Source organism: Providencia sp. Je.9.19 (assembly GCF_051129765.1).
In the GTDB taxonomy this organism is placed as follows: domain Bacteria; phylum Pseudomonadota; class Gammaproteobacteria; order Enterobacterales; family Enterobacteriaceae; genus Providencia.
Genome location: NZ_JBCPSS010000002.1, coordinates 438,625 through 464,377 on the forward strand (window position 1 = coordinate 438,625; position 25,753 = coordinate 464,377).

Consider the following 25,753-nt stretch of genomic DNA (forward strand, 5'->3'; position numbering starts at 1 on the left):
CATGACCAAAGATATGCAATCATTAGCGCTTGTTCCGCAAGGGAGTATTGAAGCTTATATGCGAGCTGCCAATGCGTACCCTATGCTCACCGCTGAGGAAGAGAAGGAACTTGCTGAACGGCTGCATTACCATGGTGATCTGGATGCCGCAAAGCAATTGATCTTATCTCATTTGCGTTTTGTTATTCATGTTGCACGAGGCTATGCAGGGTATGGTTTACCGCAAGCTGATTTAATTCAGGAAGGTAACATCGGCCTGATGAAAGCCGTTCGTCGCTTTAATCCTGAAGTTGGTGTCCGCTTGGTCTCTTTTGCTGTTCATTGGATCAAAGCAGAAATTCATGAATACGTTCTACGTAACTGGCGTATTGTTAAAGTTGCCACGACAAAATCGCAGCGTAAATTATTCTTTAATTTAAGAAAAAATAAAAAACGTCTTGGTTGGTTTAATCAGGACGAAGTGGATATGGTTGCTCAAGAATTAGGGGTGAGCACCAAAGATGTCCGCGAAATGGAATCACGTATGTCAGCGCAGGACATGGCATTTGATATGTCTGATGATGATGACAGTAGCGATTTTGGTGGCCCTGTTGCACCAGTTCTTTTTTTACAGGATAAATCGTCTGATTTTGCTGGCTCAATTGAAGATGATAATTGGGAAAGTCATGCAACTGATCGTTTATCTGATGCATTGGAGTCCCTCGATGAACGTAGTCAGGATATCATCCGCGCTCGTTGGTTAGATGACGATAATAAAACAACGCTTCAAGAGCTTGCTGATAAATATGGTGTATCTGCTGAGCGTGTGCGCCAACTTGAAAAAAATGCGATGAAAAAATTGCGTTTAGCGATGGAAGACGACGAAGACGAAGACGAAATGTAATTTTTATTTCTTCTTATCACTATCTGCATTTATTATTATTTTGCAGTGTAATAGATGCAGATAGTGACTTAATTTTATTTCCTGCCTTTATTCCTCTTGTTTTAATCACGCTTTATTCAAATCATTCTTTACACTAATCACAGTATAATTCTAATGGCAACCCATCTGGGTCCGCGAAAAAAGTAAATCGTTTTTGTGTATAGGGATCGATTCTTATTGCTTCACAGATAACGCCATGCTGACTTAAATAGGTTATCCATTTATCTAATTCATCAACACTAAATGCAAGATGCCGTAGCCCCATAGCTTCAGGGTAACTAGGTCTTGCTGGCGGATTAGGAAAACTAAATAGTTCGATTTGATAATTATCACCAAAAGCTAAATCTGCTTTCCATGAATCATTTTCTGGGCGGTAGTATTCTGCGAGTAAATTCAATCCAAGAATACGGCAGTAAAAATCTTTACTGATTTGGTAATTCGACGCAATAATTGCAACATGATGAATTTTCTTTAATTTCATGTTATTCACCTATTTTCATATCCCATTCGCCATCTTTTACTGTGGCACTAAAACCACAGGCGTTTAGAAATTTTTCTATAATGATTTTTTGTTGCACTTCTAACCCATTGAAATTGAAGTACCAATGTTTAACTTCAGGTTGTTGGCGGCAAATTTCTTGTAGCAAGTATAGGCCAACTCCCCGACGACGAGTGACTTCACGTACACAAAAATCACTGATAGTACCTTGAGATCTATTGATACTGACTTTAGCCGCAGCGAGCAATCGGTCATTAAAGCGAGCTGCAAAAAATTGTTGATCTGATTTGAGTGCTTGGATCAGTTGTGGTTGTGTCTGGTCTATCCAGATCTTATATAAGTCTTGGTACTGATGTTCAGTAGGATTAACCAAAGGAATAATCGTGAGTCTCATGATGTATTTATCTGTTTCCTTGTCTGTTTTTCAGTCATTTCTGTTGTCGGAGTGATCCATAACTGATTTTTTAATTTTAGAGAGAAAAATTTTGTCTAGCTTGATCTTCCGAGTTTAGCTCGGATTAATTTAAATTTAACCAGAATATAACACTAGTATTTACAAAAAAACCATTTTATAACATCAGTTTTTTATTCTGCATATAACTTAATAATCTACCATATCCATTTGCTTTTTAGCATAATTATCTTGTTTAATGGTCTGAAATATATAGCCTTATTTGCTGTATTTTGAAATATCAGGCATTGATCCTGTCAACTATAATAAACGACTATAAATCAAACACAAACACTCAGAACCATCGAGATAGGGACAATAACATGAAGAAGATGAATAAAGCATTATTGGCTGGCTGCATAGCAATGGCATTTAGTTCAAGCGGATGGGCAAAGGAAATTAAGATTGCTGTTGTTGGGGCAATGTCTGGTCCCGTTGCACAATATGGTGACATGGAATTTACAGGTGCGCGTCAAGCGATTGCAGACATTAATGCAAAAGGCGGTATCAATGGCGATACTCTAGTTGCTGTTGAATATGATGATGCTTGCGACCCAAAACAAGCCGTTGCTGTTGCAAATAAAGTGATTAATGATGGGATTCGTTATGTCATTGGCCATTTGTGTTCATCATCAACTCAGCCTGCATCTGATATTTATGAAGATGAAGGCATTATTATGATCACGCCAGCGGCAACAAATGCTGATTTAACCACACGTGGCTACCAAATGGTATTGCGTACAACAGGGTTAGATTCAGACCAAGGTCCTACCGCAGTTAAATATATTTTAGATGAAATTAAGCCAAAGCGTATTGCGGTTGTCCATGACAAGCAGCAGTACGGTGAAGGTCTAGCTCGTTCAGTTCGCGAAAGTTTAAATAAAGCGGGTGTAAAAGAAGTGCTGTTTGAAGGTGTCACCGCAGGAGATAAAGATTTCTCAGCGTTAGTCGCAAAATTGAAAAAAGAGAATGTTGATTTTGTTTACTTTGGTGGGTATTACCCTGAAATGGGCCAAATTTTACGTCAAGCGAAGCAATCAGGCCTCAATATCGGCTTTATGGGACCAGAAGGCGTAGGTAACTCGTCTTTATCTAATATTGCAGGAGACGCCTCTGAAGGGATGCTAGTCACTTTACCTAAGCGTTATGATCAAGTTCCAACTAACCAACCGATTGTGGATGCACTGAAAGCGAAAAAAGAAGATCCAACGGGCCCATTCGTTTGGACTACTTATGCGGCTATCCAAAGTTTAACAACGGCAATGCAACGTACCGGTAGCGCTGAGCCTGAAGATTTAGCTAAAGATCTGAAAGCAAATCCGGTTGATACAGTCATGGGCACATTAAGCTGGCAGCCTAATGGTGACCTGAAAGGCTTCGAATTTGGTGTGTTTAAATGGCACAAAGATGGGACGTCTACTGCGGTGAAATAATGTCTTTCATATTTTAAGTTGTATAGGTTGGGCGTTATTGATGGCCTTTATGCAATTTGAATTATTTAGGGCAGAGAATGGGTTGTTTTAGTTAAAATTAGCTGGAGGTTAGCCTTGCTGACTTCCAGCTTTAGCTCTCCTTGAGGGACAGTAGTTTGAAAGGATAGTCCTATGTCAGATCAAATTCTTTATTTTATTCAGCAATTTCTTAATGGATTAACATTAGGTAGTACCTATGCGCTGATAGCCATTGGCTATACCATGGTGTATGGCATTATTGGCATGATTAACTTTGCTCATGGCGAAGTGTATATGATTGGGAGTTATGTCTCGTTCATTGCAATAGCCGGTTTAATGATGCTAGGTATCGATATCGGCTGGATATTGGTTGCCGCAGCATTTGTTGCCGCTATTGTCGTTTCGAGCGCTTACGGTTGGAGTATTGAGCGCGTTGCTTATCGACCTGTGCGTCATTCTAAACGTCTAATTGCCTTGATCTCCGCGATCGGGATGTCTATTTTTCTGCAAAACTATGTCAGCCTTTCCCAAGGTTCACGAGATCTTGCGTTGCCAAGTTTGATCACTGGCCAGTGGATCATTGGAGAAAGCGATGGTTTCGAAGCGATCATCACTAAAATGCAATTGACGATTTGGGTCGTCACCTTATTAGCAATGCTAGCATTGACGGTATTTATTCGTTATTCGCGCATGGGGAGAGCTTGTCGCGCTTGTGCCGAAGACTTAAAAATGGCGAGTTTATTAGGAATTAATACTGACCGCGTTATTTCACTGACTTTTGTGATTGGTGCCGCAATGGCGGCAGTTGCCGGTGTGTTACTCGGACAATTTTACGGTGTTATCAATCCTTATATTGGTTTCATGGCAGGAATGAAAGCCTTTACGGCAGCGGTACTCGGCGGTATCGGTAGTATTCCGGGAGCAATGCTTGGTGGATTGATTCTAGGCGTCGCTGAGGCGATGACATCTGCATATTTTAGCACTGAATATAAAGATGTCGTGTCATTTGGTTTACTAATAGGTGTATTGCTAATCATGCCAACCGGCATTCTGGGACGTCCGGAGGTCGAAAAGGTATGAGAAAAGAAAATTGGATTAATGCCATTGTGGCATCTGTGACTTTTTTTGTTTTAGCCGTTTTTATGTTAGGGCTAAGACTTACTCTTGATGGTACAAAGCTAGTGGTCACCGCAGGCGATTCAGTTCGTTGGAATTGGATCTTTGTTGGGATTGGGATCATCTTTATTTATCAACTGGTTCGCCCATCGCTGGCAAAAGTTTGGCAAGGTGTGCCGAAAAAATCGTGGGCGATACCTGATTTCGATGGATCAACGCCGAAACAAAAAATTCTTGCCATTATCATTATTATTGCTGCCATTATATGGCCATTTATCGTGTCGCGTGGAAGTGTAGATATTGCCACACTCACGTTAATTTATGTGATGTTAGGTTTAGGCTTGAATGTGGTGGTTGGCCTTTCAGGGCTACTAGTATTAGGCTATGCGGGATTTTATGCTATCGGTGCATACACCTTTGGCTTGTTAAATCATTATTATGGTTTTGGCTTTTGGGAAAGTTTGCCAATTGCGGGCTTAACTGCGGCATTAGCGGGGTTATTACTCGGCTTCCCAGTATTAAGGTTGCGGGGGGATTACCTCGCAATTGTCACATTAGGTTTTGGTGAAATTGTACGTATTTTACTGTTGAATAATACTGAAATTACTGGCGGACCAAATGGTCTTAGCCAACTACCAAAACCTACATTCTTTGGTCTCGAATTTAGTCGTAGTGCTAAAGATGGTTGGGACACATTCCATCACTTTTTTGGTTTAGATTACAATCCGGGTGATCGGATTATTTTCCTCTATTTTGTTGCGTTATTACTCGTTATTTTAACCTTGTTCGTAATCAATCGATTATTGCGTATGCCATTAGGCCGTGCTTGGGAAGCGCTACGCGAAGATGAAATTGCCTGTCGCTCATTAGGGCTAAGCCCTACACGGATTAAATTAACCGCATTTACTATCAGTGCTGCATTTGCGGGTTTCGCGGGTACGTTGTTTGCTGCACGTCAGGGGTTTATCAGTCCGGAGTCATTCACATTTGTTGAATCCGCATTTGTATTAGCGATTGTGGTACTTGGTGGTATGGGCTCACAAATGTCAGTAATTTTAGCGGCAATCATCTTAGTTGTATCAAGGGAGATGATGCGTGACCTTAATGAATACAGCATGTTATTGCTTGGCGCATTGATGGTACTGATGATGATTTGGCGACCACAGGGTCTATTGCCAATGAAACGTCGCCAGATGAAGTTGCAGAAAGCGCAGGAGGGCGATATCGCATGAGCATATCAACAACGCCTTTGTTGCAAGTTAGTGGCCTCACTATGCGTTTTGGTGGCTTGCTAGCAGTAAATAATGTGGAGCTGACGTTAAATCAAGGGGAAATTGTTTCTTTGATTGGTCCAAATGGTGCGGGAAAAACCACCATTTTTAACTGCCTAACTGGTTTCTATAAGCCAACTAGTGGCACTATTGTTTATCGTGATAAACATTTAGAAGGCTTACCTGGACAGGCGATTGCTCGTCTTGGCGTTATTCGAACTTTTCAACACGTTCGTTTGTTTAAAGAAATGACCGTAATTGAAAATCTGCTTGTTGCTCAACATCAACATTTGAAAAGCGGTATTTTTTCTGGCTTATTGAAAACGCCAGCATTTCGTCGCGCAGAATCAGACGCGGTAGATAATGCCATTAAATGGCTTGAGCGGGTTGATTTGCTGCAATTTGCTAATCGACAAGCTGGAAATCTGGCTTATGGACAACAGAGACGTCTTGAAATAGCACGCTGCATGGTAACGCGACCAGAAATCTTAATGCTAGATGAACCTGCTGCTGGGTTAAATCCTAAAGAAACCAATGATCTGGATGAGCTAATTGCAGAGCTACGTACTCATCATAATGTTTCAATTTTATTGATAGAACATGATATGAAGTTAGTCATGGGGATTTCAGATAGAATTTATGTGGTAAACCAAGGTACGCCATTAACCAACGGTACGCCGAATGAAATTCGTCAACACCCAGATGTTATTAAAGCCTATTTGGGAGAAGCTTACTGATGTTAGAATTTAAAAAAGTTTCTACCCATTATGGAAAAATACAAGCATTACATGAAATTAGCTTGAATATCCAAAAAGGTGAAATTGTCACTCTGATAGGTGCCAATGGAGCAGGAAAAACGACATTACTGAGTACACTTTGTGGCGATCCTCGCGCTTCTGAAGGGCAAGTAGTTTATCGTGGTGTTGATATTACGCAATTGCCAACAGCGAAAATTATGCGTGAAGATATTGCCTTGGTGCCAGAAGGCCGTCGTGTTTTTTCACGTATGACGGTGGACGAAAACTTGGCGATGGGCGGCTTTTTTGCTACCCGCTCGCAATACCAAGAACGTATCGAAAAAGTTTATAAACTTTTTCCAAGGCTCTATGAGCGCCGTAGTCAGCGTTCAGGCACGATGTCTGGTGGCGAGCAGCAGATGCTTGCCATAGGCCGAGCGCTGATGAGTCAGCCAGAACTTCTTCTTTTGGATGAGCCTTCATTAGGGCTTGCGCCGATTATCATTATGCAGATATTTGACACAATTCAACAACTACGTGAAGAAGGCATGACTATCTTCCTTGTAGAGCAAAACGCAAATCAAGCGCTGAAGCTCGCAGATAGGGGCTATGTGTTGGAAAATGGGCATATTGTGTTAGAAGATAGTGGTAAGGCTTTGTTGGCTAATGAGGCGGTGCGAAGCGCTTATCTCGGCGGCTAAAATACGCGTCATCCTTCGAGTTGTAGGGGTGTTGGCTTCGCTTCGGCTACTCGGGTCACATACTTGTGTATGCTTCCCGAGATATCCTTACTTGCTGCCTACCTACAATTCGAATGATTTAGAGTAGTGAATATTGGCTATCCCTCGAGTTGTAGGGGGTGTTAGCTTCGCTTTAATTGTCTGCAATCCTAATGCGCTTCTATATGAATAGATACAGGGTCTTTGATCGTTTTAACAACAAAATTTGTTCCATTTTTGTATAGCGTGACTAGGCTTATTCTTGATGATTTGATCTCTATGTTAGAACAGTCTTTTTCTGATTTTAAGTTAATTAAATTAAAGGTTTGTTTACTTAAAACATGAAAAACAGATTCTGTAATGTCTTCTAACTTATTCATTAATAATAATAAAGAACCATTATTAGGGTCTTTTAATGATAAATATTTGACTAATTCTTTAATTGGCATTGCTTGTAATTTTTCGTTATTTTCAAATGAACTATATTTTTTGATAATATTTTCTACATCCATTTTTAATAATGATGAAATATTTATTAATCCTTTAAATCCATTCTCAGCACAAAGTGAATTTGATGATGATAACTTACGAAGGCTTATTTCATTATTATCTTTCCCTGGAAGACTTATGGCTTTATATTCTGAGCTTTTAATAAGTAATTTACTAATCTCATTTTTTATATTTTCTTTGTAAATATCATCTACTATGTTATATAGCGTTGGTGCATTACTTGATAATTTATGATAAAAATCATAATGTGATATTAATTGTGGTGCCTGATTATTATCATCAGTATATTTTATTGCTAATTCATTTATGTTAGCAATAAAAGCTGTTATAGGTCTGTCACTTATATTATATAATTTAAAATCTAAACTGTTGCTTTCTTCTAATTTATTATAATTATAACATTTTGATTTAAATAAATTTGATAAATAGTCTTGAGGGGGAATTGTTCTACTTAGTTGGCCTGTTGATTTAGGTATTTTATCAAAATAACTGGCTGGTGGATTAAATATTTCATTGAGGTTACTTATTTTAGAGTGAGACTTATTTTTTAACAAAGGTGACTTTACTATATTCTGCGAAGTAACTTTATTGATTTTCACTAATTTACTTTCATTTTTTAAAAAGTTACTTTGGTTTTTAAAATCCTGAGTGGGTTGTAGTAGTTTATTTATTTTCACTTTTTTATTCCTTTATCTTATTTTTGTGATTATTTTTTTGATTATTTAAATTAACCAATGAATTTTATTATTTTCTATAGTTATCACTCTCTTTAATTTATTATTTTTTAATGAGTGATTTTAATTTTTTTTCATTATTAAATATTGCAAAAAGTAATGAAATAAATATTCACTAAAATTTATTATTATTTTTGATTGGGTCATAAATGGAAGAGAGGGCTATCTAGAGAGATAACCTTAGCTTGATGTATTCGTAATGTGAAGCCTCTCGCATTTTCGCTATTTCTTTGTTTCTATGCATGAAATCAAATGTATATACATATTATCGAGTAGAAACAGCTATCTAGTTGTTGTTGTATAACCTCCCCTTGTATTCAACCTACAAACTTGGTGTAAGAATTCAAATTTAAATGTATATACTTTGTGAATTAAATGTATATATATTTAAATGAGAAATGAATGATTGTGATGGATTGATAGCGGTAAGCTAACAATGAATTTCAGTAACCAGATGAATTATATGTAAATAATTAATTTAATGGCTCAGTTTGAAAATTAAGAAAAATGAGTTCACTCATGATTTTACTGTAAGTTGTTAAGTTAAAGTTAAATCAATTAAGCGATAGGGAATAGACTCATGTTAAACCGTACAGATCCAACTCGTGTTATTCGTGCCCCACGAGGTAGTGAAAAAACCTGCAAAAGTTGGCTAACAGAAGCGGTGTATCGCATGTTACAAAATAACTTAGATCCTGATGTGGCAGAACATCCTCAAAGCTTAGTCGTTTATGGTGGGATAGGCCGTGCCGCGCGTGATTGGGAATGTTATGACAAAATTCTAGAAGTGCTCACGACACTTGAAGATGACCAAACATTGTTAGTTCAGTCAGGTAAACCTGTCGGTGTTTTCCCAACTCATGTTGATGCGCCACGCGTATTGATCGCCAATTCCAATATCGTACCTCATTGGGCTAATTGGGATCATTTTAATGAATTAGACCGTAAAGGTTTGATGATGTATGGGCAGATGACAGCAGGCTCATGGATTTACATCGGCTCTCAAGGCATTGTCCAAGGAACTTATGAAACCTTTATTTCTTTAGCTAAACAACATTTTAATGGCAATCCTGCGGGTCGTTGGATTTTAACTGGTGGGCTTGGTGGTATGGGCGGTGCGCAGCCATTAGCTGCAACAATGGCAGGTTTTAGCATGATAGCGGTTGAATGTGATGAGAGCCGGATTGATTTTCGTTTGAGAACTCGTTATGTCGATAAAAAAGCGACTTCTCTAGATGAAGCTTTGCAATATATCGAAGAAGCGAAAGCGAATGGCGTTCCTGTTTCTGTTGGTTTACTTGGTAATGCAGCAGATATTTATAGCGAAATGGTGAAACGTAATATCACGCCAGATTCGGTTACAGACCAAACAAGTGCTCATGACCCAATACATGGTTATTTACCTCAAGGTTGGACACTCGCTCAATGGCGTGAGAAACAACAAACCGCACCCGCTGAAGTAACTAAAGCGGCGAAAAAAAGTATGGCGGTACAGGTAGAAGCCATGCTGCAAATGCAAAAACGTGGATCAGCTGCTTTTGACTATGGCAACAATATTCGCCAAATGGCAAAAGATGAAGGTGTAAGTAACGCATTTGATTTTCCAGGTTTCGTTCCGGCCTATATCCGACCTCTTTTTTGTGAAGGTATTGGTCCATTCCGTTGGGTGGCATTATCGGGTGATCCTGAAGATATCTATAAAACAGATCAAAAAGTGAAAGAGCTGCTGCCGGATGATAAACATCTACATAATTGGTTAGATATGGCGCGAGAGCGCATCGCATTCCAAGGCTTACCTGCACGTATTTGCTGGGTAGGGCTTAAAGATAGGGAAAGACTCGGTCGCGCATTTAATGAAATGGTTAAAACTGGCGAGCTTAAAGGACCAATTGTGATCGGGCGTGATCACTTGGACTCCGGTTCAGTAGCAAGTCCTCATCGTGAAACCGAATCAATGAAAGATGGCTCAGATGCTGTCTCTGACTGGCCATTATTGAATGCCTTATTGAATACCGCAGGTGGCGCAACATGGGTTAGCTTACACCATGGCGGAGGTGTGGGAATGGGCTTTTCACAGCATGCCGGAGTGGTGATTGTCTGTGATGGAACTGATGCGGCAGATAAACGATTAGCACGAGTGCTACATAATGATCCTGCAACAGGGGTGATGCGCCATGCTGACGCAGGTTATGACATCGCAATTAAATGTGCGAAAGAGCAAGGCCTTAATTTGCCAATGGTGAAGTAATGTCGATTGCCAAACCATTTTTTGGGGCGGCAAATTTCCTGAAGATATAAGGAATTCAGTATGAATACTGCGTCAACTCAAAAAAGGACAGGGCCCCTTGCTGGGATTAAAGTCATTGATTTAAGCCGCGTACTTGCCGGCCCTTATTGTACAGGCATGATGGCAGATCTTGGTGCTGAAGTGATTAAAATTGAAGTGCCAAATCAAGGTGATGATAGTCGTCATTTAGGACCTTTTATTGATGGCGAGAGCGTTTATTACGGTCTGATCAACAGAGGGAAGCGCAGTATTGAGTTAGATCTAAAATCAGATGCCGATCGCGCCATTCTTTTTCAATTAGTAAAAGACAGTGATGTGGTGGTTGAAAATTTTCGTCCAGGTGTTACAGCACGGCTTGGCATTGATTTTGACAGCTTAAAACAGCATAACCCCAAGTTAGTCTACGCCAGTATTTCTGGTTTTGGTCAGGATAGTCCGTTAGCAAGTTACCCTGCTTATGACATTGTTGCTCAAGCCATGTCTGGCTTGATGAGCGTGACAGGTTTTCCACAAACGGGGCCAACGCGTAGTGGTGAATCTATTGGTGATGTTTGCGCAGGTATGTTTGCTTCATGGGCGATCAGCAGTGCGCTATTTGCGAGGGAACGTCATGGGGAAAGTGCACAATATATTGATGTTGCGATGGTTGATGTATTGCTAAGTATGCAACTTACTGGGCTTTCAAACTTATTTGCCAATGATAAAGCCCCAAGCTTAGTGGGTAATCGCCACCCTGTATCGACGCCATTTGATACTTATCAGGCCGATGATGGTTTAGTGGTAATTGCGATTGCGAGTGAAAAGCTATTTCAACGTTTTTGCCAATGTATAGGAAAACCGGATTTGTCGAGTGACCCTCGCTATCTTGACGACCCGACGCGAACGATTTATCAGGCAGAACTGAGACAAGAAATTGAATGTTGGACTGGGCAACGAAGTGTTGAAGATGTGTGCGACCTATTGCTTAATGCAGGGGTTCCAGCCTCACCTATTCATAACTTACAGCAAGCAACCCAGAGTGAACACGCAAAGGTTCGCCAAGTTCTGACACATCTAAACGATGGCGGCACACCTTTGGTTTCTCAGCCAGTTTTCTTTAATGGGTATAAGCCGCATTCGACTCAACGAGCACCTGTATTAGGTGAAGCTAATGATATTTATAAACCGATAAAAACGACAACAAAAAGCGTGGAGACAATACGATGAGCTTTGAAATTAATGAGACAGAACAAGCCATTGTCGATGCAGTTGAAAAAGTGTGTCGCGATATTTTACAGCCTAATGCACAACGTTATGATGAAACAGAAACTTTTTGTGCCGAGAGCTTAGCTGCCCTTGGTGAAATGGGATGTTGGGGAATTAATTTACCGGAACAATATGGTGGTTTTGGTATTGGGAGTGTAGCAATGAGCCGAGTGGTCGAAGGCGTTGCTGCGGCTTGTGCTTCAACATCATCTGCATTAACGGCGCATTTTCTTGCGACTGATTCGATTTTAATTGGTGGGACCGAGCAGCAAAAAGCGCATTGGTTGCCGAAAGCGGCAAGTGGTGAAGTTTTAGGTGCTTTTGGCCTGACAGAGCCTGCGGCAGGTTCGAATCCGGCAGATATGCGAACGATGGCAACTCGTGAAAATGGCGGTTGGCGTATTAAAGGTAATAAGCATTATATTACCAATGCGAAAGAAGCGGATTTTATTGTGTTGTATGCCAAAACAGATCCTGAGGCTGGGGCTCGAGGCATCAGTGCTTTCATGATCCCAAAAGGGACGGAAGGAGTGGCATTTTCGCAACCGGAAAAAACCATGGGGTTACGAGGAAGCACTATTTATGAGTTAGCGATTAACTGCTGGCTACCTGAATCGGGTCTTTTAGGTGAAGAAAATAAAGGTTTTCATACGGCAATGGAAGTTTTGGATAAAGGTCGTGTTGAAGTTGCGGCAACCTCATTGGGGATTGCGCGAGCAGCCATGGAAAGCGCATTAGGTTGGGTTAAGGAACGTCAAATTGGTAAAAAACCGTTGGCTGCCTATCAAGGAACTCAATGGCGAATTGCTGATATGCATACACAACTCGAAGCAGCAAGAATGCTGACTTGGCATGCGGCGCAGTTGCGTGATTCAGGCAATCGCTTTAGTTTACAATCGGCCACGGCAAAACTGTTTGCGGCGGAGTGTGCAGGGTTTGTTACTGATGCGGCATTACAACTTCATGGCGGTTATGGCTACATTCGCGATTTACCTTTAGAGCGCTATGTACGTGACGCTAGAATTTTACGTATTTTTGAAGGTACCTCAGAAATTCAAAAAATCATTATTTCTCGCGCTGTTCTAGATGCGGTTTGATAATTTAAAAGAGAAAAGTTAGACCTCGGTAGGCGGGACAGGCGACTACCGATTATTAAGCAAAATTAGCTAGTCACAGGATCATGGAATTAAAACACAACAACAATCAGGTTTAAGAATGTATTTCAATTATTAATGACGGGTAGACAAAAGATAAAACATCGCCCTAAATAATATTTAATGACGGTATTCGACAAATACGCATTATGACTAATTGATTCATTCTTTAGGCCAGCCCTTGCTTAAAGAGGAGTTACCATGACAGTTTCAAACGAAATAAACGTAGAAAAGAAAAGCAAACAGGAAAACGTTCCATTAATTGAAGCTCGCTCTATCGACTATATCCCTGAATCAGAACGTCATGGTACGTTATCGAGTCAATTCACGCTTTGGTTTGGTGCTAATTTACAGATAACCGCAATTGTGACTGGGGCGCTTGCTGTTGTGCTCGGTGGTGATGTGTTCTGGTCGCTAATAGGCTTATTTATCGGCCAGTTATTAGGTGGTGCGGTGATGGCTTTACATGCTGTTCAAGGGCCGAAACTTGGCTTACCGCAAATGATATCCAGCCGTGTTCAATTTGGTGTGTATGGCGCTGTTATTCCTATCCTATTAGTTTGTATGATGTATGTCGGATTTTCGGCAAGTGGTACTGTATTAGCAGGTCAAGCGGTTGGTCAGCTATTACATATTAGCGATTGGATGGGAATATTAATATTCGGTGCGGTAATTATTGGTATAACCATCTGCGGTTATCGGATCATTCATATATTAGGGAAGGCCGCGAGTGTAATTGGTGTTATTGCTTTCTTTTACTTATTTTTCCGTTTGTTCTATATGAATGATGTTTCTGTTTTATTGGATAATCGTCATTTTGATTGGACTAATTTCTTATTAGCGATGTCGTTATCGGCTTCTTGGCAAATTGCCTTTGGGCCTTATGTCGCAGACTATTCACGTTATTTACCGACCAAAACACCGACAATCAAAGCGTTTTTAGCTGTCGGTTCAGGCACTGTTATTGGCACGCAAGCTTCAATGATCTTGGGCGTATTCGCAGCGGCATTAGCTGGCAACAAATTTGCGGGCAATGAAGTTTCTTATATTGTCGGTTTAGGTAGCACAGGTCTAATTGCCGCATTATTGTATATCAGTATTTTCTTTGGAAAGGTCACCATAACGGCGTTGAATGCTTATGGTAGCTTCATGTCTATGGCGGCAATTTGGTGTGGTTTTCGTGGGAAAAACCAAATAACCCGTGGTCAACGACTGTTTTTTATTATCTTAATGGTGAGTTTCTCAACCCTTTTAGGCCTTGCTGGGCAGCATTCATTTCTAAAATTATTCTCTGCATTTTTATTGTTCTTACTGGCTTTCTTTACGCCTTGGAGTGCAATTAATTTAGTCGATTACTATTGGGTGACTAAAGGGCGCTACGATGTACCTGAACTCGCTAATCCAGAAGGGCGTTATGGTCGTTGGAACAAAGTTGGGATCACCACATACGTTATTGGTGTATTAATTCAATTACCTTTTATCTCAACGGGATTCTATACCGGTCCACTCGTGGAGGCATTAGGTGGTGTTGATATTTCATGGATTATTGGCTTAGTGGCGACCAGTGTTATTTATTATGTCGCAATCAAAAAATGGCCAACATCCGTTGCCGATAGGTTGATATTGCCCACGGAGAAATAAGCGTTTTTAAGTGCTGAGCCATAGTCTTAAAGCGTAGATCTAAATAAAAAATAAGAGAGCAATAGCAGTGAATTAATCACTGCTAAGGCTTCCTTCAACTCAAAAATATGTTCAAAGAAATTGAAAGTTATTCAGATAAATAGTGATAGGAGCCGTTATGAAAATCTTAGTCGCAGTGAAGCGAGTTATTGACCACAACGTAAAAATTAGAGTGAAAGCAGACGGTTCTGGAGTAGAGCTTACTAATGTCAAAATGGCTATTAATCCATTCGATGAAATCGCAGTGGAAGAAGCGGTACGTTTGAAAGAAGCTGGAAAAGCGAGTGAAGTGGTAGTGGTTTCTATTGGCGAGATAAGTTCTCAAGAGATCTTACGTAGTGCAATGGCACTCGGCGCAGATAGCGCTATTTTGCTGCAAAGGCCTGCGGATATGATATTAGAGCCGTTGGATATTGCTCGCTTATTACAACAAGTAGTTATTCGTGAGCAGCCAGATCTTATTTTGCTAGGCAAACAAGCAATTGATGATGATTGCAATCAAACAGGACAAATGCTGTCAGCGCTACTTGAATACCCTCAAGGAACTTTTGCATCACAAATTATTATTGAAGATGACTTAATTCATGTTACTCGTGAAATTGACGGTGGGCTAGAAACGCTTTCTATGCCACTTCCAGCCATTGTTACAACCGATTTACGCCTCAATGTACCACGCTATGCAACATTGCCTAATATTATGAAAGCCAAGAAAAAGCCATTAGAAATCATGAATATCGTCGAGATGGATTTCTCACCTTTGGGCCAAGTTAAGACTATCAATGTTTCTGAACCTAAAAAGCGCAGCGGGCAGTGCACTTTATTGAATAATGCAACAGCATTGGTCAGTGAGCTTAAAGCGAAAGAAGTGATTTAATCAAGGAGCCTTACCATGAGTCAGTTATCAGTCTTAGTTATTGTTGAACATGATAATCAAACAATTAAATCATCAACTTATCATAGCATCACTGCGGCACGTGAAATCCTCTCAATAGGGGGTAGCTTACATCTTCTGGTTGTAGGTAACCAAACAGCAGCGGTGGCTGAACTGGGTAGTGTAATTAATGGTGTTGAGAAAGTTATCACCATTGAAGCGGCGGTATTGGAATCTCAGCTTGCAGAACCCATGACGCGTGCGATTGTTGCCGTTGCGCAGAATTATAGCCATTTGTTATTTCCTGCGACCACATTTGGCAAAAATATAGCGCCACGCGTAGCGGCAACCTTAGGTGTTTCTCAGATATCAGATATTACTCAAGTTATCGATGCTGAAACTTTTATTCGACCTATTTATGCAGGTAATGCATTAGCGACAGTACAAAATAATGGCAATCAAGTCGTTATCACTGTGCGGAGTTCTGCGTTTTCAGGAGTGACGGAAATACAAGATAGCGCGCCAATTGAAACGGTTATCGTGAATGATATCAGCCAACTTTCACAGTTAAAAAGCCAGTCTTTAACGCAGGTTGCCCGTGCTGAGTTAAGCTCTGCAAAAATAGTGATATCCGGTGGGCGTGGGCTTAGTTCTGGGGAAAACTTTGTATTATTGGAAGCTATTGCTGACAAATTGGGCGCAGCAGTTGGCGCTTCAAGAGCTGCGGTTGATGCAGGTTATGTACCGAATGATTATCAAGTCGGACAAACAGGGAAAATTGTTGCTCCAGATTTATATATCGCCGTCGGTATTTCAGGGGCGATACAACATGTGGCGGGAATGAAAGAAAGTAAAGTGATCGTTGCCATCAATAGTGATCCTGAAGCACCTATTTTCCAAGTCGCAGATTACGGTATTGTCGGCGATCTATTTGAAATTTTACCTGAATTTGATCAAGCGTTAGCGTAGGAGGGGCTCATGACTATCGACAATAGCGTAAATATAAATGTGACGCCTGAGCGGGAATCGATGGAATTTGATGTCTTGATTGTCGGTGGTGGACCCGCAGGATTATCTGCAGCAATTCGTTTAAAACAGCTCGCCATTGAGCGGGAAATCGCGCTCTCGGTGTGTTTAATTGATAAAGGAGCTGAAATAGGCGCGCATATTTTATCAGGTGCAGTTATTGATCCTCGTGCTTTAAATGAATTATTACCTGACTGGCAGCAGAAAGTAACTGCTGATTTAACACCAGTGAGCAGCGATCGATTTCTCTGGCTAAAAGAACATAAAGCAAGCAATTTACCGTTATCATTACTGCCTACTTGCTTAAAAAATAGCGGTAATTTAATTGGCAGCCTTGGGCAGATTTGCGCTGCTTTAGCGGCAGAAGCTGAAGGGCTTGGTGTTGATATTTTTGCTGGTTTTGTCGCGACACAAATTTTATTTGGTGAATCAGGTCAAGTAATTGGTATTACAACAGGTGACATGGGGTTGGATAAAGCAGGAAATCTTACCGCGGCTTATCAACCAGGTATGAATCTAATCGCGAAAATGACCTTTTTTGCTGAAGGTTGCCGTGGGCAATTAGGTAAGCAGCTTATTGACCATTTTGATTTAGCTGAAAATAGTGGAAAACAAACTTACGGACTAGGGTTAAAAGAAATTTGGCAGATCCCAAAAGAGCAACATCAACCTGGGTTAGTTGTTCATTCGGTTGGTTGGCCTCTCGATAATCAAACCTATGGTGGTGGTTTTGCTTATCATTATGGTGACAACTTAGTAGCGATCGGATTAGTTGTTGGGCTGAATTATGAAAATCCGTATTTATCGCCTTTTGAAGAATTTCAGCGTTTAAAAACACATCCTTCATTTAGTGCTTTTTTAGAGGGTGGAGAACGATTGAGCTATGGCGCTAGAACGATGGTAGCGGGTGGGTTATCAGCATTGCCAGAATTAACCTTTCCAGGTGGCGCGTTAATTGGGGATGACGCGGGATTTCTTAATGCTGCTCGTATTAAAGGAAGTCACTGTGCGGTTAAAAGTGGTTCGTTAGCCGCTGAGGCATTATTTGATCCCCTAAGCCATGAATTAGTGAATGACGAGTTATTTAAAATTCAGTTTAAGAATAAATTTGAACAAAGCTGGCTTTATGATGAGTTATACCAAACACGTAATTTTAAGCCTTATATGAAAAAAGGATTGGTTATCGGCTCGATGTTATTTGGTGCGGAACAATTACTTTTAAAAGGGCGTGCGCCTTGGACGCTTAAATTAAAACACGAGGATCATGAAAGCCTCAAAGAAGCAAAAAATTGCCAGCCGATTGTCTATCCAAAACCCGATGGCACGCTGACCTTCGATCGATCTTCATCAGTGTTTTTATCAAATACTCATCATGAAGAACAACAACCTTGTCATTTGAAATTAAAAGATCTCACGGTTCCAATTAAGGTGAATTTAACAAAGTATGGGGCACCGGAAACGCGTTATTGTCCTGCGGGAGTGTATGAAATTATTAGCGAAAAAGAACAAGATAAATTACAGATAAACGCCCAAAACTGTCTGCATTGTAAGGCTTGCGATATTAAAGATCCTTCGAGAAATATTACTTGGACCGCGCCACAAGGTGGGGAAGGTCCTATTTATCAAGGAATGTAAAATTTATTTGTTGTGATGTTTACCCATGATATCTGAAATTACTAGACTGTTAGTTATTCAAGTTGGTTCAAATGATATCGTTATTCATTAGGGGCGATTTTCAACTAGCTGAATGTAATTTAACGTATTTCTGGGATTAATGTGCTTGATGTGTTTTGTATTTATTAGTCGGTTTGGGGCGAATATGCCCCATTTTTTTAGTTAATTTTCAATGCGAGAATGGAGTTTTAGCTTATAACGAGAGCCTGCTGTAATCATATTTACATAGCTAATTAATGTTGTACCTGTCCAAGTTCTGCGGCTAAGTTGCAAGCAAGGAGAGCTTTCTTTGATTGACAGTGACTGAGCTATTGCTTTGGTCGCCAATGTTGCTTCTATTGTATGTTCCATTTCACTTACGGGAAAATGGCGTTGTAAAAAACCGCTCGGTGTTTCGTTATTGCCAAACTGCTGTTTTACAAAATCAGGAGCAATAGAATGGTTTACAAAGCGTTCTTCAAGCATTAATGGGATATCATTTTCGAAATGAAGTACTTTACAGTAGCCAACGTCGCTACCTTCGATAATACCGAGCTGCAAAGCGATTTCAGTTGTCGCAGAAATAACTTTAAGTTGTAATTGTTGACCACTATATTTATTACCACTCATTGATATTTCATCAAAAATATCAAAAGCTTTAGTGACAGGTAGTTCATGCTTTTGTGTTGCGACAAATGTACCTTTTCCTGCAATTCGATTTAAAATTCCTTTTTGGCCTAATTCTGAAATAGCTTTATTAACAGTCATGCGACTGACATTGAATTGTGCACAAAGCTCAAGTTCTGTAGGGATCTGGGTTTCAGGTTTAAAAATACCAAGATCAATACTACGTAAAATGTAAGACTGAATTTGTTTGTATGCAGGTTGTGAAGTCATCGTTTTTATTCAACATTACGTTAAAAAGCGTGTTAAAAAGATTTAGTGGCATTTTTGGGTTGTCATCTATACTGACCGCAAGTTTATCAGTAATCATTTTCTTTACTAGTAGGTAATTGTATTTATCACAAGAAAGTTTATTTTTACTTATTTGTTTTATTTTCAAATAGTTTGAAAATGTGTTGAGTCGTTTATTCTAATGGAATTCCTATTTGTACTATATACCTTTATTTATTATTATAATGTTAATTTTACTTAGTAAATTGGCGATGATGGGTAGGTACTCAGTATTATCTAGTTATTTTAATTCGATGTGATTAGTTAAATACGATCTAAATATTAATATTTAAAGGAAAAACAAGAACCTTTAAACGTTAATTTCTTTAAGTATAGTCACATTTATTATCAAGTGAAATCGATACTGAAATAATATGATGGAAAAAAATAGGATAGTATTAAAGCTATCCTATTTTAGTAATGTTTTTTTGTATAAATTTATTGGCGTTTTTTGGGTAATAAAATTACCGCTGTTGCTGCAATAACGGCAACAACAGAAAATGCGATAAAGTTCCAGCTCGTGGCGATACCTAAACTTGCAATATAAGCGCCAAATATTGGACCGGTCATGGCTCCTATACGCGAAAAACTTAATGCCCAGCCCGTTGCAGAAGCTCTTGCATTTGATGGATAGTAATTTGCAATATAGCCGGTCAGTATTAAGGCCGCAGAAATACTGCCGACACCAGCAAAAGCAACTAATACATAGTTCATATAGATATTTTGTTTAAAGGCTAAGCAACCAACACCTATTGCGCCGAGTAAAAAGAAAAATGCGACAGAATTACGCACACCATATCTATCTGCAATTTTTCCTAGGAATAATCCACCTAATGCAGAAGCTAAGCTAAACACGATTAAAAATGTCAGACTTGAACCTAGGTTATAGCCTTCTTTTCTCATAATTGATGGTAGCCAAGTATTTAATCCATAGACTAACAACATGCCACAGAATAATGCTATCCAAAAACAGGCGGTTGCCCGTAAATGCTTTTTAGCAAATACCACTGCTATAATTTCTTTTACACTTTGTGATTTTTGTTGCTGTTGTTCTGGTGATGCCTGATAGTTAATTTCTAATTTATGGGCTAATTGTTCGGCTTGGGTATGCAAACCTTTATGGGATAAATACTCTAAAGATTCAGGCAAAATACGTGCCATTGGCCAGATGAGTAATAATGGTAATGCACCAAAAGCAATAACACTTCTCCAGCCAAATTGCTCTAATAACCACATAGCGACTAACGCGGCGCTTAAAATACCTAATGAATAACCTGAATACATGATGCCATAATTGAACGAGCGTTTCTCTGCGGGAGAATACTCGATTGTCAGCGCTGCGGCGACTGGAATAACACCGCCTAAACCAATACCGCCGATGAAACGCATTAACCCAAAAACCCAAGGCGTTGGTGCTAATGCCGCGCCAATCATCGTTAAAGAAAATAAAGCGACACAGGCGAGTAACATGCGGCGTCTGCCATATAATTCACTTAATGTACCAATAATGAAGGCGCCGAAGAACATGCCAACTAGGGCATAGCTACTTAATACACCCAACTCTAAAGGAGAGAGACTCCACTGTTTATACTCAGCAAGTGTTGGGAGTACAGCGCCCATAACACCAACGTCGTAGCCTTCAAATAAAATACTCATCCAGCAAATTAATAGTACTTTTGATGTTGTTTTTGTTGATCTAAATGATTTTACAGCGATAGTTTGTATTGTCATAAATCGTTCTCTTATCGTGAGCGTTTAATACCTTTTTAAACTGCAGGCGGTGTTTTTTTAATAGGTTCAAAATGGCATGTTCTACACTTAACTTTAATTGAGAAAAGTACAATCACTTATGTTAATGAAAAGTTAAAATGATGCAGTAAATGGATATTGTATGCATTAAATCTGATATGCTTTATGTTAAAGCTCGGGGGGACGAGAAAATATTCTGAGGAAATTTAGTTCACTTATTTTTAAGCTTCAATGAATTATTGATTGTATATGATGATTTGAAGTCTAACTTTTGTGTGAACATATTTTGATATTTACCCTTTAATTTTAGGTATTCATATGAAAAATAGATTATTGCTGGTAGTTGGGTCGCAGCTGTATTGTTACTAGTCTTAAGCATGGCTAAAACAGTTTCTGAGCTTAAGTCTCCAGAAAAATGTGCTGTGTGGCAAGTCTTTGTGTGTTAGTGACAAGAAGGGGGTATCGATTGAGCTGATATAAAAAATACTTAAGCAAAAAATAAGCGGCTCGTATTCAGAAAGAAGGTGATTTTGATAAAACTAAAATAATGTTCTAGAACGGTATTTTCTGTGATACGAAAGAACGAAAATGTCATGTTGACCGATATTTTGATAACGGGCAAAGAAGTTTAGTATATAAAATATATACAGAGAAACTATTTAGTCAGTAATTAATATATGGATTAAACTAATAAAGCATTATATATTCCTTTTGAATATAAAGTGTTTTATGTTTTCATTATGGTTAATTTAAAATTTAACTTTCTCTCCTAAGTGGAATCGAAGTAATTTAATATTATTTTTTTAAAATTATTTTTCAAATTGTTTTTATTTTAACGATTAATTTAAATACTATTGGTCATTGTAAATGAAAACACTTTGTTAAATAATTAGTAAACCTTGGTTATTGTGCGATTAAATAATGGGAACCAGTAATTGAAAATTGGCTGTATTTCTTAATTACAATGGAAATGAGTAAACTTAGCTAGATCCTAATTTGTATTTGATGCAAAATATGTTTGTACTAAGTTATTAGTTAAAATAAATAAATTTAATTGAGAATGCTAAATGAATATATCAAAAATCAGTATAGTATCTGTTTTTATTGCAGGTGCATTACTTAGTGGTTGCGCTAAAGAATCTTCTCGTTCACTCGAAGTCGAAAAAGTGGCTTCATATAAGACTAATTATTCAGGTCCTAAAAGCCCAATATCAATCGGGAAATTTGATAATCGTTCTAGTTATATGAATGGTATTTTTTCTGATGGGGTTGACCGTTTAGGTAATCAATCAAAAACAATTTTAATGACGCATTTACAACAAACAGGTCGATTTAATGTTTTAGATCGCGCCAATATGCAGGAATTAAAAGAAGAAGCGGGTATTAAAGGTCAAACGCAACAACTTAAAGGTGCGACTTATGTCATCACTGGTGATGTTACTGAGTTTGGCCGTAAAGAAGTTGGCGATCGTCAATTATTTGGCATTTTAGGTCGTGGTAAATCACAAATAGCTTATGCAAAAGTTAATTTAAATGTTGTTAATGTACAAACATCTGAAGTTGTATTCTCCTCACAAGGTGCAGGTGAATATGAATTATCAAATAGAGAAGTTATTGGTTTCGGTGGAACTGCAAGTTATGACTCTACATTAAATGGTAAAGTTTTAGACTTAGCAATTAGAGAAGCGGTGAATAATTTAGTTTCTGGTGTTGAAAGCGGTGCATGGCAGCCAGCGAAATAAGGGAATATGATGAAAACAAAATTACTGCTAATTGTTGCAGGGGCTATTTTATTAAATGGTTGTGCTAAAGAACCGAAACCTTTGTATAACTGGGATGGTTATCAAACAACGGTGTATCAATATTATCAACAAACAGAAACAAGTCCATCCGAGCAAATTGAATCATTGAAGAAAAATATTGAGATAAGTAAAGCTAAAGGGCTTGCTGTTGCGCCAGGATTACATGCACATATGGGGTTATTATATTCGACTACTGGTGCCATTGATTTAGCAATGACTGAATTCAATACAGAAAAAGCGTTATATCCAGAATCTGCAGCTTACATGGATTTTCTAATGAAAAATAAAGGGAAAATAAAATGAAACGCGTATTGATAGTCAGTGCTTTGATTATGACGTGGTTATTAACTGGCTGCGCACAGCCAACTAAAGTTGATTACAGTGCGTTTAATCAAAGTAAGCCTAAAAGTATATTGGTGTTATTACCTCAAAATAGCACACCTGAAGTACAAGCAAGTCATGGTCTATTAGCTCAAACAACACTGCCATTAGCAGAAGCAGGCTATTATGTTTTCCCTGTTGCTGTAGTTGAAGAAACGTTTAAGCAAAACGGCATGGCAAATGCAGGCGATATACAAGCGGTTCCACCAAAAAAATTGCATGAAATTTTTGGTGCTGATGCTGTACTGTATTTAGATATTACCGAATATGGAACAAGCTATCAGGTTATTGCGAGTGATACTCGGGTCACTGCAAATGCCAAACTTGTCGATGCTCGTTCAGGGACATTGCTGTGGAGCGGCTCTGCAACGGCTTCAAGTACTGAAAACAATTCATCATCATCAGGTATTATAGGTGTACTTGTCTCCGCCGTTGTTAACCAGATTGCGGATACGATGACAGATAAGAGCTACGGTATTGCTGGCATAACAAGTGCCCGATTATTATCTGCTGGCAAGCCTAATGGGATCTTGTATGGTCCAAGGTCGCCTAAATATGGAAAAGATGCACAATAATTGTTAAATGATATCGTAAAAAATAAAGTCTCTATGGAGGCTTTATTTTTATTTAATTTGAGTTTTGTTTTGTTTTCATTAAGTCAAATTAACCTGAAAAATTAAATGATTAGTTATTTGTTTTTAATATTAAATAATTATATCAATGAAAATAATTAAGTTAAAAAATAGTTTTCTTATGAATTTCAAATAAACAATAGAGACTGTGATATGAGTCAAACTGTTATAGCCGAAAACCATAATAATGTGATGCATGACTAATTACATGACAATAGTTATTAAATTAATTTCATAACTGTTATATAAACAATGGCAATGGTTGTACTAATTCCTTACTGATAGGAGTCATAGTATGTTTCTTTTAAATGAATTACTAATATCAAGGAGTTTCTTCTATATGAAGAAATGGTTCAACATTGATATTTCCCTCGCTTTCTTTTTCCCAAACAAATAATCCTCTAATTTTTTCCTGTCAAAAATTTGCTAACTTATTTTTATAAGTTCAAATTGTTATTTTTATTATTTAATGAAAAATTAAAGGTATTATCATGGCTAAAAGAATCGTAGAACCATTCCGTATTAAAATGGTAGAAAATATCCGTATTCCTTCAAGAGAAGAGCGTGAAGCTGCATTAAAAGAAGCAGGATATAACCCATTTTTATTACCAAGCAGCGCAGTCTATATTGACCTTTTAACTGACTCAGGCACGAACGCAATGAGTGACCGTCAGTGGGCTGCGATGATTACGGGTGATGAAGCGTATGCAGGTTCTCGTAATTATTATGACTTAAAAGATAAAGTTAAAGAAATGTTTGGTTATGACTATGTTATTCCCGCTCACCAAGGTCGTGGTGCGGAAAATATGTTGTTCCCAGTATTGCTGAAAGTTAAGAAAGACCAAGGCGGCGCGAAAAAGCCGGTATTTATTTCTAACTTTCATTTTGATACTACCGCTGCACACGTTGAATTAAACGGATGTAAAGCAATTAATATTGTAACTGAAAAAGCCTATGACTCAGAAACTTATGATGATTGGAAAGGCGACTTCGATATTCAGAAATTAAAAGATAATATTGCTAAACATGGTGCAGAAAACGTTGTCGCTATTATTTCTACTGTGACTTGTAATAGTGCGGGTGGCCAGCCAGTTTCAATGTCTAATTTGAAAGAAGTTTATGAAATAGCAAAACAACATAATATTTTCGTTGTTATGGACTCTGCGCGTTTTTGTGAAAACGCATACTTTATTAAAGAACGCGATCCAAAATATAAAAATTCTACAATTAAAGAAGTTATTTTTGATATGTACAAATATGCTGATGCATTGACTATGTCAGCGAAAAAAGACCCATTATTAAATATCGGTGGTTTAGTCGCGATTAAAAATAACGAAGAAATATTCACACTAGCAAGACAGCGTTGTGTGCCTATGGAAGGGTTTGTAACTTATGGCGGCCTAGCGGGTCGTGATATGGCTGCAATGGTTCAAGGATTAGAAGAAGGTGCTGGGGAAGATTATTTGCACTATCGTATTGGTCAAGTTAAATACTTGGGCGACCGTTTGCGTGAAGGTGGTATTCCAATTCAATATCCTACCGGTGGTCACGCTGTGTTTGTTGACTGCAAAAAATTAGTGCCACAAATCCCAGGTGATCAATTCCCTGCACAAGCCGTCATTAATGCATTGTATTTAGAATCAGGTGTTCGTGCTGTTGAAATTGGTTCGTTCTTATTAGGTCGCGATCCTGAAACAGGTAAACAAAAATACGCAGACATGGAATTCATGCGACTCACTATCGCAAGACGTGTTTATACCAATGACCACATGGATTACATTGCAGATGCTCTGATTGGTCTTAAAGATAAGTTCGCGACACTGAAAGGACTTGATTTTGAATATGAGCCACCAGTATTGAGACACTTTACTGCGAGATTAAAACCTATTAAATAATAAGTAGTTCTTCG

23 protein-coding genes are annotated in these 25,753 nt (G+C 38.8%); 18 read left to right on the plus strand and 5 right to left on the minus strand.

Features of this window, described 5'->3' with window-relative positions; translation table 11 throughout:
- Position 1 precedes the first annotated feature (1 nt).
- A complete protein-coding gene (rpoH, locus tag AAZR93_RS11230) occupies positions 2-883 on the plus strand; it encodes an RNA polymerase sigma factor RpoH (RefSeq protein WP_294106212.1) in 882 nt (293 codons plus the stop codon).
- 133 nt (positions 884-1,016) lie between these two features.
- Here the strand turns inward: rpoH and AAZR93_RS11235 are convergent, their stop codons facing one another.
- A complete protein-coding gene (locus tag AAZR93_RS11235; protein ID WP_294106214.1) occupies positions 1,017-1,403 on the minus strand; it encodes a VOC family protein in 387 nt (128 codons plus the stop codon).
- Between the two features lies 1 nt (position 1,404).
- A complete protein-coding gene (panM, locus tag AAZR93_RS11240; protein ID WP_434719852.1) occupies positions 1,405-1,815 on the minus strand; it encodes an aspartate 1-decarboxylase autocleavage activator PanM in 411 nt (136 codons plus the stop codon).
- Positions 1,816-2,195: 380 nt separating this feature from the next.
- Between panM and AAZR93_RS11245 the strand changes: the two genes are divergently transcribed.
- The 5 genes from AAZR93_RS11245 to livF all read left to right on the plus strand — a co-directional run bounded on the left by AAZR93_RS11245 (position 2,196) and on the right by livF (position 7,148).
- Positions 2,196-3,305 carry a branched-chain amino acid ABC transporter substrate-binding protein gene (locus AAZR93_RS11245; protein WP_294106219.1) on the plus strand — a complete coding sequence of 370 codons (1,110 nt, stop codon included), beginning with the start codon at positions 2,196-2,198 and terminating at the stop codon, positions 3,303-3,305.
- Positions 3,306-3,476: 171 nt separating this feature from the next.
- Positions 3,477-4,403 (plus strand): high-affinity branched-chain amino acid ABC transporter permease LivH, encoded by a 927-nt coding sequence (gene livH / locus AAZR93_RS11250; protein ID WP_434719853.1) that lies wholly within the window; start codon positions 3,477-3,479, stop codon positions 4,401-4,403.
- Positions 4,400-5,671 carry a high-affinity branched-chain amino acid ABC transporter permease LivM gene (locus tag AAZR93_RS11255; protein WP_434719854.1) on the plus strand — a complete coding sequence of 424 codons (1,272 nt, stop codon included), beginning with the start codon at positions 4,400-4,402 and terminating at the stop codon, positions 5,669-5,671. The genes livH and AAZR93_RS11255 overlap by 4 nt, the downstream gene beginning before the upstream one ends.
- Entirely contained in the window at positions 5,668-6,447 is a 780-nt protein-coding gene (livG, locus tag AAZR93_RS11260) for a high-affinity branched-chain amino acid ABC transporter ATP-binding protein LivG (protein ID WP_434719855.1), read from the plus strand. Before AAZR93_RS11255 ends, livG begins: the two co-directional genes overlap by 4 nt.
- Positions 6,447-7,148: a high-affinity branched-chain amino acid ABC transporter ATP-binding protein LivF gene (gene livF / locus AAZR93_RS11265; protein ID WP_294106227.1), complete on the plus strand. Its 702-nt coding sequence runs from the start codon at positions 6,447-6,449 to the stop codon at positions 7,146-7,148. Before livG ends, livF begins: the two co-directional genes overlap by 1 nt.
- A gap of 188 nt (positions 7,149-7,336) precedes the next feature.
- On the opposite strand, the gene AAZR93_RS11270 is transcribed toward livF, so the two are convergent.
- Positions 7,337-8,353: a hypothetical protein gene (locus AAZR93_RS11270; protein WP_434719856.1), complete on the minus strand. Its 1,017-nt coding sequence runs from the start codon at positions 8,351-8,353 to the stop codon at positions 7,337-7,339.
- A 637-nt stretch (positions 8,354-8,990) separates the two neighbouring features.
- Between AAZR93_RS11270 and hutU the strand changes: the two genes are divergently transcribed.
- The 7 genes from hutU to AAZR93_RS11305 all read left to right on the plus strand — a co-directional run bounded on the left by hutU (position 8,991) and on the right by AAZR93_RS11305 (position 18,308).
- The gene (gene hutU, locus AAZR93_RS11275) at positions 8,991-10,658 is read left to right on the plus strand and encodes a urocanate hydratase (protein WP_434719857.1); all 1,668 of its coding nucleotides are present in this window, start codon (positions 8,991-8,993) and stop codon (positions 10,656-10,658) included.
- A 60-nt stretch (positions 10,659-10,718) separates the two neighbouring features.
- Positions 10,719-11,903: a CaiB/BaiF CoA transferase family protein gene (locus AAZR93_RS11280; protein ID WP_434719858.1), complete on the plus strand. Its 1,185-nt coding sequence runs from the start codon at positions 10,719-10,721 to the stop codon at positions 11,901-11,903.
- Positions 11,900-13,039: an acyl-CoA dehydrogenase family protein gene (locus AAZR93_RS11285; protein WP_434719859.1), complete on the plus strand. Its 1,140-nt coding sequence runs from the start codon at positions 11,900-11,902 to the stop codon at positions 13,037-13,039. The genes AAZR93_RS11280 and AAZR93_RS11285 overlap by 4 nt, the downstream gene beginning before the upstream one ends.
- 258 nt (positions 13,040-13,297) lie before the next feature.
- Entirely contained in the window at positions 13,298-14,737 is a 1,440-nt protein-coding gene (locus AAZR93_RS11290) for a purine-cytosine permease family protein (protein WP_294106238.1), read from the plus strand.
- Between the two features lie 157 nt (positions 14,738-14,894).
- Positions 14,895-15,650 (plus strand): electron transfer flavoprotein subunit beta/FixA family protein, encoded by a 756-nt coding sequence (locus tag AAZR93_RS11295; RefSeq protein ID WP_434719860.1) that lies wholly within the window; start codon positions 14,895-14,897, stop codon positions 15,648-15,650.
- A gap of 15 nt (positions 15,651-15,665) precedes the next feature.
- A complete protein-coding gene (locus tag AAZR93_RS11300) occupies positions 15,666-16,616 on the plus strand; it encodes an electron transfer flavoprotein subunit alpha/FixB family protein (protein WP_434719861.1) in 951 nt (316 codons plus the stop codon).
- A gap of 9 nt (positions 16,617-16,625) precedes the next feature.
- A complete protein-coding gene (locus AAZR93_RS11305) occupies positions 16,626-18,308 on the plus strand; it encodes a 4Fe-4S dicluster domain-containing protein (protein ID WP_434719862.1) in 1,683 nt (560 codons plus the stop codon).
- 201 nt (positions 18,309-18,509) lie between these two features.
- Here the strand turns inward: AAZR93_RS11305 and AAZR93_RS11310 are convergent, their stop codons facing one another.
- Together AAZR93_RS11310 and AAZR93_RS11315 are read right to left on the minus strand one after the other, a co-directional pair.
- Positions 18,510-19,223, minus strand: a complete 714-nt coding sequence (locus tag AAZR93_RS11310) for a UTRA domain-containing protein (protein ID WP_434719863.1) — start codon at positions 19,221-19,223, stop codon at positions 18,510-18,512.
- Positions 19,224-19,718: 495 nt separating this feature from the next.
- On the minus strand, positions 19,719-21,011 hold the full coding sequence (locus AAZR93_RS11315) for an MFS transporter (RefSeq protein WP_434719864.1): 1,293 nt from the start codon (positions 21,009-21,011) through the stop codon (positions 19,719-19,721).
- A 580-nt stretch (positions 21,012-21,591) separates the two neighbouring features.
- Between AAZR93_RS11315 and AAZR93_RS11320 the strand changes: the two genes are divergently transcribed.
- The 5 genes from AAZR93_RS11320 (at position 21,592) to AAZR93_RS11340 (ending at position 25,739) form a co-directional block, all read left to right on the plus strand.
- Complete coding sequence (locus AAZR93_RS11320; RefSeq protein WP_434719991.1) at positions 21,592-21,699, plus strand: hypothetical protein; 108 nt, start codon at positions 21,592-21,594, stop codon at positions 21,697-21,699.
- Positions 21,700-22,096: 397 nt separating this feature from the next.
- Entirely contained in the window at positions 22,097-22,771 is a 675-nt protein-coding gene (locus AAZR93_RS11325; RefSeq protein WP_294106255.1) for a CsgG/HfaB family protein, read from the plus strand.
- Between the two features lie 6 nt (positions 22,772-22,777).
- Positions 22,778-23,134 carry a DUF4810 domain-containing protein gene (locus AAZR93_RS11330; protein WP_434719865.1) on the plus strand — a complete coding sequence of 119 codons (357 nt, stop codon included), beginning with the start codon at positions 22,778-22,780 and terminating at the stop codon, positions 23,132-23,134.
- Entirely contained in the window at positions 23,131-23,787 is a 657-nt protein-coding gene (locus tag AAZR93_RS11335) for a DUF799 domain-containing protein (protein WP_434719866.1), read from the plus strand. The genes AAZR93_RS11330 and AAZR93_RS11335 overlap by 4 nt, the downstream gene beginning before the upstream one ends.
- Positions 23,788-24,335: 548 nt before the next feature.
- Positions 24,336-25,739 (plus strand): tryptophanase, encoded by a 1,404-nt coding sequence (locus AAZR93_RS11340; protein WP_434719867.1) that lies wholly within the window; start codon positions 24,336-24,338, stop codon positions 25,737-25,739.
- Positions 25,740-25,753: the final 14 nt, after the last annotated feature.